The following is an 11714-nucleotide window of genomic DNA, read 5'->3' on the forward strand; positions in this document are numbered from 1 at the left end:
GGGGCGCGAGGAACTGCGCGAGACGGAAGAAGCAGACCCGTGTGCCGGGTACGGAGAGCCACTTGCACGTGAGTGTCCGTACCCGGCACACGGGTCGTCGCGTTCCCCTGCGCGCAGTTCCCCGCGCCCCTGTCGGCCCTGGCGGGCCTCCGGGCGGGCGCGCTACGAACGCAGGTACGTCAACACCGCGAGCACCCGCCGGTGGTCCTCCGAGCTCTGCCCCAGGCCCAGCTTCAGGAAGATGTTGCTGACGTGCTTCTCCACCGCCCCGTCGGAGACCACCAGCTGCCGGGCGACCGCCGCGTTGGTGCGCCCCTCGGCCATCAGCCCGAGCACCTCCCGCTCCCTCGGCGTCAGCCCCGCCAGCGCGTCGCCCTTGCGGCTGCGCATCAGCAGCTGCTGCACCACCTCCGGGTCCAGCGCCGTCCCGCCCCCGGCCACCCGCACCACCGCGTCGACGAACTCCCGCACCTCCGCCACCCGGTCCTTCAACAGGTACCCGACCCCCCGGGTGGACCCGGCCAGCAGCTCCCCCGCGTACTTCTCCTCGACGTACTGGGAGAGCACCAGCACCCCCAGCTCGGGGTACAGCCCGCGCAGCGCCACGCACGCCCGCACCCCCTCGTCGGTGTGCGTCGGCGGCATCCGCACGTCGGCGACCACCACGTCCGGCAGGGCGTCCTCCGCCGCCAGCCCCTGGACGGTGCGCAGCAGCGCCTCGCCGTCACCGACCCCGGCCACCACCTCCAGGCCCCGGTCGGTGAGGAGCCGGGTGAGGCCCTCGCGGAGCAGTACGGAGTCCTCGGCGATGACGACGCGCAGCATGACGGCCCTTCGAACGACGGCGGCAGGTTTCGAAACCAGTCTCTCCCACCCTGACAGCCTGTCAGCCCACGGGCGGAGGCCCTGCCGCCCAACGGCATACCGCGGGATGACCCGGGATCGTGCCTCGTGCCGTCTCCGGCCCGCCGCCCCGCTCCTAGCGTGGAAGCAGGACCACGAGAGGGGGCGGCCACCATGGCTTCGCTGGGGCGTTACACCGTCAAGGAGTTCCTGGGCCAGGCCCGCCAACTGGTGCTGACCGGGGTGGCGGTGGCGGTCGGGGTGGCGTTCCTGGTGCTGTCGGTTGGGGCGAGCGGCGCCCTGGTGGACTCGTTCTCGCAGACCGCCGCCACCGAGGTCGGCCCGGGCGCGGTGCAGGTGACCGCCGCCGAGGGCCGGGCCCGGGAGGGCCTGCCGGCGGACGCGGCCCGCCGGGCCGCCCGGGTGCCCGGGGTGGCCGCGGTGGCCGAGCGGCTGACCGGCCGCGGCACGGTGCTCACCGCCTCGGGCCGCCCGCTGGACGAGGCCGCCGTGGTGACCTCGGTGGCCGCCGACCCGGCGCTGCGCTGGCAGCGGCTGGCGGAGGGCTCCTGGCCGTCCCGGGACGGTGAGCTGCTGCTGGACCGGGCCACCGCCGACCGCCTCGGCGTCTCCCCGGGCGGGCAGGTCGCGGTGCTCCGGGCCGACGGCTCCACCGGGCGGGCCGCCCTGACCGGCCTGCTGGACACCGGAGGCTCGCCGACCCTGTCCGGCCACCCGGTGCTCGGCCTGCCGCACGACGCGGCCGCCGCCTGGGCGGCCCGCCTGACGGCCGCTCAGCTCGACCTGGCCCTGTCCCCCGGCACCGATCCGGCCGCCGCCGCGAAGGCAGTCGGGCAGGCGCTCGGCGACGGCGCGGCGGCCCGTACCCGGGCTGCCTCGGTGGAGGAGGCGAGGAGCGGCAGCAGGGCGATGTACTCGGTGGTGCTGGCGGCCGCGCTCTCCTTCGTGCTGATCGCCCTGGCGGTGGCCCGGATGGTGGTCACCAACACCTTCTCCGTGGTGCTGGCCCAGCGCGCCCGGCAGTTGGCGCTGCTGCGCTGCGTGGGCGCCTCGCGGCGGCAGGTGCGGCGGATGATCCTGGTGCAGGGGCTGATGCTCGGGGTGCTGGCCTCGGCCGCCGGGCTGGTGGCCGGTGCGCTGGCCTGTCTGCTGGGCACCGGGGTGCTGGCCCTGCTCGACCTCGGGCCCGTCTCGGTCTCGCTGCTGCCGTCCTGGCCGGTCTTCCTGACGGCGGGTCTGTTCGGACTGCTGCTGACCGCGCTGGCGGTGCGGCGCCCGGCGCGGCTGGCCTCCGCGGTACCGCCGGTGGCAGCGCTCTCCGAGTCCGGCGCGGCCCTGCCCGAGCTCGGCAACAGGTACCTGCGCGGGGCGGTCTCGGCGCTGCTGCTCGGCTTCGGCGTGCTGATGCTGGTGATCGGCGGTCAGGGCGGTTCGGCCGTCGCCCTGCTGGCCGTCACGGTGGGCGCGGTCTCCAGCTTCTTCGGCGTCCTGCGGCTGGCCCGCTTCCTGCTGCCGCCGGTGGTCTCGCTGCTCGGCCTGCCGGCCCGCCGGGCCTTCGGCACCACGGGGCGGCTGGCCGCCCAGCAGCTGCGCGCCAACCCCGGCCGCACCGGCTCGGCCGCCTCGGCCCTGCTGGTCGGGGTCACGGTGGCGGTCTCGGCGGCCACCGCGATCTCGGCGGCGGGCGGTTCGCTGGAGGAGATGCTGAGCGCCCGTCAGCCCGGCGCCTTCGCCCTGGCCACCGAGGACGGCCGGATCCCGGCCGGCGCGCTGGCGGCCCTGGAGCGCCGCCCCGAACTGTCCGTCACCCCCGTGCGCAGCGCCACCCTCCGCCTCGGCGGCAAGGACACCGTGGTGGCCGCCGCCGACCCGGCCCGGCTGAACGGCTCCTCCGAGGGCGTCGGCGAGGCCCGTGCCCTGCGCGACGGCGAGGCCCTCGCCACCGGCCCCGCCGCAGCGCTCCGGCTCCCGGACGGCACCTCCTGGCAGACCCGCCCCGGCCCCTCGGCCCTCCCGTACGCCCTGCTCCCCGAGGCCACCGTGTACGTCACCCCGGCCACCCTGGCGAAGGCCGCGCCCGATGCCGCCGTGGCCACCGCCTGGATCGCCGCCGCCGGCTCCGCCGACCGCGCCGCAGCCCGCCGCGCGGTGGACGAGGCCCTGGCCGGCTTCCCCTCCGTCCGGGTCACCGACTCCGCCTCCGAGGCGGCGTACGTCCGGGACGTGCTGGACACCATGCTGACGGTCTCCACCGCACTGCTCGGCTTCTCGATGGTGATCGCCGCGATCGGGGTGGCCGCCACCCTGACCCTCTCGGTGGACGAGCGCACCCGGGAGCTCGGCATGCTGCGGGCGATCGGCCTGACCGGGGAGCAGCTGCGCTCCCTGCTCACCCTGGAGGCCGCCCTGCTGGCCCTCGGCGGCGCCGTCGCGGGCACCGCCCTGGGCGGCCTCTACGGGGTCCTGGCGGCCCGCTCGGTGACCGGCGAGGGACTCTCCCTGGCCTTCCTCCCCTACGGCACCGTCACCCTGGTCCTGGCTGCCGCGGCCCTCCTCGGGGTGGCGGCCTCGGTGCTCCCGGCCCGCCGCGTCCGGCGCATGCGCATCGTCCAGGCCCTGCACGCGCCCTGACCGGCCGGGCCTAGGGGCCGAAGGCCCCGGGGGCGCGAGGAACTGCGCGAATCGGAAGTCGGCCCGGCGTGAGACCGGGGCACGCCGGCCAGTTGCACGTGCTGCCGTTCCCCGGCGCGACTACATGGTGCGGATGGCCACCGCGTCGCAGAGCCCCTGGAGGGCGGCCTTGGCCGGGCAGTCCGGCAGCGGGGCCAGCAGGGCGCGGGCCTCCTCCGCGTAGCCGAGGGTCTCCCGGCGGGCCCGCTCCAGCGCGGGGTGGCGGCGGAGCAGCCGCAGCGCCTCCGCGTGCAGCTCGTCGTCCTCGGCGAGGTCGAGCTCCAGCAGCTCCCGCAGGCGGACGTCCTCCGGGTCGCCCTCCTCCACCGGCATCTGACGCAGCAGCAGGATCGGCAGCGTCGGCACGCCCTCGCGCAGGTCGGTCCCGGGGGTCTTGCCGGACTCGTGGCCGTCGCTGGCGATGTCCAGCACGTCGTCGGCGAGTTGGAAGGCGGTGCCCATCCGCTCGCCGTACTGCCGGAGGATCTCGACCGTCTCCGGCGTGGCCCCGGCCATCAGCGCGCCGAGGTGACAGGCGACGGCGACCAGGGAGCCGGTCTTGCCCGCGATCACGTCGAGGTAGTGCCGCAGCGGGTCGTCCCCGGGCCGCGGCCCGGCGGTCTCCAGGATCTGACCGGTCACCAGGCGCTCGAAGGCGTCGGCCTGGATGCGGACCGCCTCCGGCCCGAGGTCGGCCAGCACCTGGGAGGCGCGGGAGAACAGGAAGTCGCCGGTCAGGATGGCCACCGAGTTGTCCCAGCGGGAGTTGGCGCTCGGGGCGCCGCGCCGCACGGGCGCCTCGTCCATCACGTCGTCGTGGTACAGCGTCGCCAGGTGGGTCAGCTCGACCACCACCGCGGACGGGACCACCCCCGGCGCGTACGGGTCGCCGAACTGCGCCGCCAGCATCACCAGCAGCGGGCGGAAGCGCTTGCCGCCGGCCTCGATCAGGTGGCTCGCGGTGACCGTGATGAACGGCACCTCGCTCTTGGCGGCCTCCAGCAGCGAGGTCTCGACCGCGTCCATCCCGGCCTGGACGTCGCTGGTCAGATCGCGGTCCTGCACGGTCAGCCCGAAGGGCCCCACGACGGTCACGCAGACCACTCCTGTCCCTGGTCGATTAGCGGCCCGGTCCCTGAGTGCCGCCGCTGGCCTACTAGGAGGGTATCCGGTCGCGAGTCGATCACTGCACGGGCGTGCGGACCAACAGTCGACCGTGCACGGAACGGGGCCCGTAGCCAGCGGCTACGGGCCCCAGGGTGGTTCCTCAACGGGTGAAGACGGAGGCCGAGGAGGCCAGGTCGAGGAAGTACTGCGGGGCCAGGCCCAGGACCAGGGTGACCACCACGCCGAGGGCGATGGCGGTGCTGGTCATCACCGAGGGGACGGCCACGGCGGGGCCGCCGGGGCGCGGGTCGGAGAAGAACATCAGGACGATGACCTTGATGTAGAAGAAGGCGGCCACCGCGGAGGAGAGCACGCCGACGATCACCAGCGGGGTGGCTCCGCCGGCCGCCGCCGCCTGGAAGACGGCGAACTTGCCGGTGAAGCCGGAGGTGAGCGGGATGCCGGCGAAGGCCAGCAGGAAGAGGGCGAAGACGGCCGCCAGGAGCGGGGAGCGGCGGCCGAGGCCGGCCCAGCTGGAGAGGTGGGTGGCCTCGCCCTTGGAGTCGCGGACCAGGGTCACCACGGCGAAGGCGCCGAGGGTGACGAAGGAGTACGCCGCGAGGTAGAAGAGCACCGCCCCGACGCCCTGCTTGTTGGAGGCGATCACGCCGGTCAGGATGAAGCCGGCGTGGGCGATCGAGGAGTAGGCCAGCAGCCGCTTGACGTCCTGCTGGGTGACGGCCAGCACCGCGCCGACCACCATGGTCAGGATCGCCACGCCCCACATGACGGGCCGCCAGTCCCAGCGCAGGCCGGGGAAGGCGACGTAGAACAGCCGCAGGAAGGCGCCGAAGGCGGCGGTCTTGGTGGCGGCGGCCATGAAGCCGGTGACCGGGGTCGGGGCTCCCTGGTAGACGTCCGGGGTCCAGGAGTGGAACGGCACCGCGCCGACCTTGAAGAGCAGGCCGACCGAGAGGATCGCGAGGCCGATCAGCAGCAGCGCGTCGTTCTGGGTGGTGTTCGCCAGTGCGGGGGTGACCTGGGCGACGCCGGAGACCACGTCGGCGATGCCGGACAGCCGGACCGTCCCGGCGTAGCCGTAGAGCAGTGCGGTGCCGAACAGGAAGAAGGCCGAGGCGAAGGCGCCGAGCAGGAAGTACTTGACGGCGGCCTCCTGGGAGAGCAGCCGCCGGCGCCGGGCCAGCGCGCAGAGCAGGTAGAGCGGGAGGGAGAAGACCTCCAGCGCGATGAACATGGTCAGCAGGTCGTTGGCCGCCGGGAAGAGCAGCATGCCGCCGACCGCGAAGAGCGTGAGCGGGTAGACCTCGGTGGAGGTGAAGCCGGCCTTGGTGGCCTGCCGCTCCTGCTCGCTGCCGGGCACCGCGGCGCCCTGGGCCGCGAAGGCGTCCACCCCGTGGCCGTTCAGGCGCGGCTCCAACCGCCGCTCGGCGTAGGTGAGGACGGCCATCACGGCGGTCAGCAGGATGACGCCCTGGAGGAAGAGCGCGGGGCCGTCGATGGCGACCGCGCCCATGGCCAGCAGCCCGGACTCGGTGGTGGCGTGGCCCTGGGCGGCCAGCACCACCACGGCCGCGAAGGAGGCCGCGAGGCCGAGCAGCGCGATGGTGACCTGGGCGCCGTAGCGGGCCCGTCGGGGCAGGAAGGCCTCGGCGAGGATGCCGAGCAGGGCCGCCCCGAGCACGATCAGCATCGGGGAGAGCTGGCCGTACTCGACGTGCGGGGCCGGGATGCTGGGGCTGTTGCCGCCGGCCGCTGTGAGCCAACCGGTCACTTGTGCTCACCTCCGGTGGTGGCGGCGACCGGGTGGGCCGGTGCCGGGTCGGTCTGGTGGACCTGGGAGAGCGTGGCGTCCACCGCCGGGTTGACCAGGTCGGTGAGCGGCTTGGGGTAGACGCCCAGGAGGATGGTCAGGGCCACCAGCGGTGCCACCACGGCGAGTTCGCGGACCTTCAGGTCCGGCATGCCCTCGACCTGGGGGGTGACCGGGCCGGTCATGGTGCGCTGGTAGAGCAGCAGCGCGTACAGCGCGGCCAGCACGATGCCGAGGGTGGCCACGATGCCCACCGCCGGGTACTTGGCGAAGGTGCCGACCAGCACCAGGAACTCGCTGACGAACGGGGCGAGCCCGGGCAGCGAGAGGGTGGCCAGGCCGCCGATCAGGAAGGTGCCGGCCAGCACCGGGGCCACCTTCTGCACGCCGCCGAAGTCGGCGATCAGGCGCGAGCCCCGGCGGGAGATCAGGAAGCCGGCCACCAGCATCCAGGCGGCGGTGGAGATGCCGTGGTTGACCATGTAGAGCGTGGCACCGCTCTGCGCCTGGCTGGTGAAGGCGAAGACGCCCATGATGATGAAGCCGAAGTGCGAGATGGAGGCGTACGCCACCAGCCGCTTGATGTCCTTCTGCCCCACCGCGAGCAGCGCGCCGTAGACGATCCCGATCAGCGAGAGCACCAGGATCGCCGGCCCGAAGTCCTTGGAGGCCTCCGGGAACAGGCCCAGGCAGAACCGGAGCATCGCGAAGGTGCCGACCTTGTCGACCACCGCCGTGATCAGCACGGCCGTTCCGGCGGTGGCCTCGCCCATCGCGTTCGGCAGCCAGGTGTGCAGCGGCCAGAGCGGGGCCTTCACCGCGAAGGCGAAGAAGAAGCCGAGGAAGAGCGCCTTCTCGGCGGCCGGGTCGATGTTCAGCTTGCCGTCGGCGATGGCCGAGCTCAGCGTCGGCAGGTCGAAGGTGGGCAGGCCCTGGTCGGCGGCGACCACGTAGAGCCCGATCACGGCGGCCAGCATGACCAGCCCGCCGAGCAGGTTGTAGAGCAGGAACTTGACGGCGGCGTACGAGCGTTGGGCGCTCGCGTCCGGGCCGCCCGCGCGGTCGCCGAAGCCGCCGATCAGGAAGTACATCGGGATCAGCATGGCTTCGAAGAAGACGTAGAACACGAAGACGTCGGTGGCCAGGAAGGAGACCAGGACCATCGCCTCGACCGCCAGCACCAGGGCGAAGAAGCCCTGGGTGCGGCGCAGGTTCTCGAAGGTGCCGTCCGGGTTCTGGATCGGCTCCGCGTCGTGCCAGGAGGCCAGCATCACGATCGGCACCAGCACCGCGGTGAGCAGCACCAGCACCGCGCCGATGCCGTCCACGCCGAGCGAGAAGGTGATCCCGAAGGACTTGATCCAGCTGTACGACTCGGTCAACTGGTAACGGGCGCCGCCCGGTTCGAACTCGGTGACGACCAGCGCGGCCAGTACCAGGGTGGCCAGTGAGAGGGCCAGCGCGGCGACCTTGGCGGTCCGCCGGCGGGCCTCGGTGGAGCCGCCGGGCAGTGCCGCGGTGAGCACTGCCCCGACGGCCGGGACGGCACAGGTGGCGGTCAGCAGATAGCTCATCGCCTTACCTCCCAAGCGAATTCACGATCCATCACACGGACCTCATCAGGAGAGTGGTGGCGACCAGCACCAACGTGCCGCCGAACATGGAGAGCGCGTAGCTGCGCACGAAGCCGGTCTGGGTGCGGCGCAGCCGGGCGGAGATGCCGCCGATCGCGGCGGCCACGCCGTTCACCGTGCCGTCCACCACCTTGCTGTCCGCGTAGACCAGCGAGGCGGTGAGCGCGGAGCCGGGGCGGACCAGGACGGCGTGGTTGAAGTCGTCCTGGAGCAGGTCGCGGCGGGCCGCCCGGGTGAGCAGCGAGCCGACCGGCGGGGTGACCGGCACCGATCCGCGGCCGTACATCAGCCAGGAGACCAGCACGCCGCCGGCCACGCAGACCGAGGTGAGCACGGTGACGGTGGTGGCGTTCAGCGGCGAGTGGCCGTGGGCCAGGCCGGTGACGGGCTCCAGCCAGCCGACGAAGGACTCGTTCAGCGCGAAGATCCCACCGGCGAAGACCGAGCCGAAGGCCAGCACGACCATCGGCAGGGTCATGCTGGCCGGGGACTCGTGCGGGTGCGGCTCGTGGCCCTCGGCGTCGGGCTGCCAGCGCTTCTCGCCGAAGAAGGTCAGGATCATCACCCGGGTCATGTAGAACGCGGTGACGGCGGCGCCGACCAGGGTGCAGACGCCGAGGATCCAGCCCTCGGTGCCGCCCTTGGCGAAGGCCGCCTCGATGATCAGGTCCTTGGAGAAGAAGCCGGACAGGCCGGGGAAGCCGATGATCGCCAGGTAGCCGAGGCCGAAGGTCACGAAGGTGACCGGCATCTTCTTGCGCAGACCGCCGTAGTGACGCATGTTCACCTCGTCGTTCATGCCGTGCATGACCGATCCGGCGCCGAGGAAGAGCCCGGCCTTGAAGAAGCCGTGGGTCACCAGGTGCATGATGGCGAAGGCGTAGCCGATCGGGCCGAGGCCCGCGGCCAGCACCATGTAGCCGATCTGCGACATGGTCGAGCCGGCGAGCGCCTTCTTGATGTCGTCCTTGGCGCAACCGACGATCGCACCGAAGAGCAGGGTGACGGCACCGACCACCACGACCACGGTCTGGGCGTCCGGAGCCAGGTCGAAGATGGCCGAGGAGCGGGTGATCAGGTAGACCCCGGCGGTCACCATGGTGGCCGCGTGGATGAGGGCGGAGACCGGGGTCGGGCCCTCCATCGCGTCGCCGAGCCAGGACTGCAGCGGTACCTGGGCGGACTTGCCGCAGGCGGCCAGCAGCAGCATCAGGGCGATCGCGGTGAGCTTGCCCTCGCTCGCCTGGTCGGCGGTGCCGAACACCCCGGTGAAGGAGAGGTCGCCGAACTCGACGAACATCAGCATGATGCCGATCGACAGCCCGAGGTCGCCGACCCGGTTGACCAGGAAGGCCTTCTTGGCCGCCACGGCCGCGCTGGGCTTGTGCTGCCAGAAGCCGATCAGCAGGTACGAGGCCAGGCCGACTCCCTCCCAACCCGCGTACAGCAGCAGGTAGTTGTCCGCCAGCACCAGGAGCAGCATGGCGGCCAGGAAGAGGTTGAGGTAGGCGAAGAAGCGGCGGCGGCGCTCGTCGTGCGCCATGTAGCCCATCGAGTAGATGTGGATGAGCGTGCCGACACCGGAGATCAACAGGACGAAGGTGACCGAGAGTTGGTCCAGCTGGAAGGCCAGGTCGGCCTTGAAGCCGCCCACCTCGATCCAGGTGAAGAGCTTGGAGGTCAGCGTCCGGTGCTCGGCGTCCTTGCCGAGCAGGTCGAGGAAGAGCGTCAGGCCGAGGCCGAAGGAGGCGGCGGCCAGCGCGGTGGCCAGCCAGTGACCGAAGCGGTCGAGGAGCCGGCCGCCGAGCAGCAGCAGGGCGGCTCCGGCCAGCGGCGCTGCCACCAGCAGCGGAATGAGTGAGTTCACCGTGGGCCCTCCGCCTACAGCTTCATCAGGTTGCTGTCATCGACCGAAGCCGAGTGCCTGGACCGGAAGATGGACACGATGATGGCGAGGCCGACCACGACCTCGGCCGCCGCGACCACCATGGTGAAGAACGCGATGATCTGGCCGTCCAGGTTGCCGTGCAGCCGGGAGAAGGTGACCAGGGCCAGGTTCGAGGCGTTGAGCATCAGCTCGACGCACATGAAGAGCACGATCGCGTTGCGCCGGATCAGCACGCCGGAGGCGCCGATGGTGAACAACAGGGCGGAGAGGTAGAGGTAGTTGACGGGGTTCACTCCGCCTCCTCCTTGCTCAGGACGGGCGTGACGGCCTTGCGCGGGCCGGCCACCGCGGGCCGGGCCGACGGGGCGCGGCCCAGGTACTCGGCGGTGCGGCCCTCCAGCTCGGCCATCCGCTCCAGCATGTCGTGGCTGACGTCGCGGATCTGGCCGCGCTCGCGCAGCGTGCCCATCACCGAGTCCTCGCTGATGGTGCCGTCCGGCAGCAGGGCCGGGATGTCCACCGCGTTGTGCCGGGCGTACACGCCGGGGGCGGGCAGCGGCGGCACCTGGATGTTGTCGCGGACCCGCTGGTCGGCCAACTGCCGCTGGGTGAGCGGGGCTTCGACGTGCTCGCGGTGGGTCAGCACCATCGCGCCGATGGCCGCGGTGATCAGCAGCGCACCGGTGAGCTCGAAGGCCCAGACGTAGTCGGTGAACAGCAGCCGGGCCAGGCCCTGGACGTTCCCCTCGGCGTTGGCCTCGGCCAGTCCGCTGAAGGAGGAGAGCTTGGCGTTGGAGATGCCGGCGATCAGCAGCACGCCGAAGCCGAGGCCGCAGAGCACCGCGGCGATCCGCTGGCCCTTGAGCTGCTCCTTCAGCGAGTCGGCGCTCGTCACGCCGACCAGCATCAGCACGAACAGGAAGAGCATCATGATCGCGCCGGTGTAGACGACGATCTGCACCACGCCCAGGAAGACCGCGCCCTGGGCCAGGTAGCAGACCGCCAGGGCCATCATGGTGGCGGCCAGGCAGAGCGCGCTGTGCACCGCCTTCTTGAGCAGCAGCATGCCGAGCGCACCGCCGACGGCGATCACGGCGAGGATCCAGAACTGGACCGCCTCTCCGGTGGAGGTCATGACTGCGCCTCCTTCTCCCGGTCGGTGCGCTCCTGCTGGACGGTGCCGGGAGCGGCCGCGGTGATCTCGCCCCGGTAGTACGCGCCCTCGTCGGCCCCCGGGTAGTAGGCGTGCGGCGCCTCGACCATGCCCTCGGTGAGCCCCACCAGCAGCTGCTCCTTGGTGAAGATCAGGTCGGCCCGGGAGGAGTCGGCCAGCTCGTACTCGTTGGTCATGGTGAGCGCCCGGGTCGGGCAGGCCTCGATGCAGAGCCCGCACAGGATGCAGCGGGCGTAGTTGATCTGGTAGACCGCGCCGTAGCGCTCACCCGGCGAGTAGCGCTCCTCGTCGGTGTTGTCCGCGCCCTCGACGTAGATCGCGTCGGCCGGACAGGCCCAGGCGCAGAGCTCGCAGCCGACGCACTTCTCCAGGCCGTCCGGGTGCCGGTTCAGCTGGTGCCGGCCGTGGAAGCGGGGAGCGGTGGGCTTCTTCTGCTCCGGGTACTGCTCGGTGAGCCGCTTCTTGAACATGGCCTTGAAGGTCACGCCGAAGCCAGCGGCCGGGCCGAGGATGGACGGCTTCTCAGCCTTCTCGTCCGACATCGTC

9 protein-coding genes are annotated in these 11714 nt (G+C 72.3%); 1 reads left to right on the forward strand and 8 read right to left on the reverse strand.

Annotated elements, in window-relative coordinates:
• Positions 1-162: 162 nt before the first annotated feature.
• Positions 163-822, reverse strand: coding sequence for a LuxR C-terminal-related transcriptional regulator (locus tag ACWEPF_RS20115; RefSeq protein ID WP_452173671.1), 660 nt, complete (start codon positions 820-822; stop codon positions 163-165).
• Between the two features lie 195 nt (positions 823-1017).
• Here ACWEPF_RS20115 and ACWEPF_RS20120 point away from each other — a divergent pair, with 195 nt between their 5' ends.
• The gene (locus tag ACWEPF_RS20120; RefSeq protein WP_452173626.1) at positions 1018-3495 is read left to right on the forward strand and encodes an FtsX-like permease family protein; all 2478 of its coding nucleotides are present in this window, start codon (positions 1018-1020) and stop codon (positions 3493-3495) included.
• A gap of 120 nt (positions 3496-3615) precedes the next feature.
• Here the strand turns inward: ACWEPF_RS20120 and ACWEPF_RS20125 are convergent, their stop codons facing one another.
• The 7 genes from ACWEPF_RS20125 to nuoI all read right to left on the reverse strand — a co-directional run bounded on the left by ACWEPF_RS20125 (position 3616) and on the right by nuoI (position 11710).
• The gene (locus ACWEPF_RS20125) at positions 3616-4629 is read right to left on the reverse strand and encodes a polyprenyl synthetase family protein (RefSeq protein WP_345283932.1); all 1014 of its coding nucleotides are present in this window, start codon (positions 4627-4629) and stop codon (positions 3616-3618) included.
• A gap of 172 nt (positions 4630-4801) precedes the next feature.
• On the reverse strand, positions 4802-6433 hold the full coding sequence (gene nuoN, locus ACWEPF_RS20130; RefSeq protein ID WP_452173627.1) for an NADH-quinone oxidoreductase subunit NuoN: 1632 nt from the start codon (positions 6431-6433) through the stop codon (positions 4802-4804).
• Positions 6430-8046 (reverse strand): NADH-quinone oxidoreductase subunit M, encoded by a 1617-nt coding sequence (locus ACWEPF_RS20135; RefSeq protein ID WP_452173628.1) that lies wholly within the window; start codon positions 8044-8046, stop codon positions 6430-6432. Before ACWEPF_RS20135 ends, nuoN begins: the two co-directional genes overlap by 4 nt.
• A 31-nt stretch (positions 8047-8077) precedes the next feature.
• Positions 8078-9973: an NADH-quinone oxidoreductase subunit L gene (nuoL, locus tag ACWEPF_RS20140; protein ID WP_345283926.1), complete on the reverse strand. Its 1896-nt coding sequence runs from the start codon at positions 9971-9973 to the stop codon at positions 8078-8080.
• Positions 9974-9987: 14 nt separating this feature from the next.
• A complete protein-coding gene (gene nuoK, locus ACWEPF_RS20145) occupies positions 9988-10287 on the reverse strand; it encodes an NADH-quinone oxidoreductase subunit NuoK (RefSeq protein ID WP_057227572.1) in 300 nt (99 codons plus the stop codon).
• Entirely contained in the window at positions 10284-11129 is an 846-nt protein-coding gene (locus ACWEPF_RS20150; RefSeq protein ID WP_345283923.1) for an NADH-quinone oxidoreductase subunit J, read from the reverse strand. The genes nuoK and ACWEPF_RS20150 overlap by 4 nt, the downstream gene beginning before the upstream one ends.
• Complete coding sequence (gene nuoI, locus ACWEPF_RS20155; RefSeq protein ID WP_449796884.1) at positions 11126-11710, reverse strand: NADH-quinone oxidoreductase subunit NuoI; 585 nt, start codon at positions 11708-11710, stop codon at positions 11126-11128. The genes ACWEPF_RS20150 and nuoI overlap by 4 nt, the downstream gene beginning before the upstream one ends.
• Positions 11711-11714 lie beyond the last annotated feature (4 nt).

This window comes from Kitasatospora sp. NPDC004289, from assembly GCF_053602875.1.

Coding starts and splice junctions, on each gene's coding strand:
- ACWEPF_RS20135 (WP_452173628.1), bottom strand. CDS start 8,046: ATGAGCTATCTGCTGACCGCCACCTGTGCCGTCCCGGCCGTCGGGGCA.
- nuoI (WP_449796884.1), bottom strand. CDS start 11,710: ATGTCGGACGAGAAGGCTGAGAAGCCGTCCATCCTCGGCCCGGCCGCT.
- ACWEPF_RS20150 (WP_345283923.1), bottom strand. CDS start 11,129: ATGACCTCCACCGGAGAGGCGGTCCAGTTCTGGATCCTCGCCGTGATC.
- ACWEPF_RS20120 (WP_452173626.1), top strand. CDS start 1,018: ATGGCTTCGCTGGGGCGTTACACCGTCAAGGAGTTCCTGGGCCAGGCC.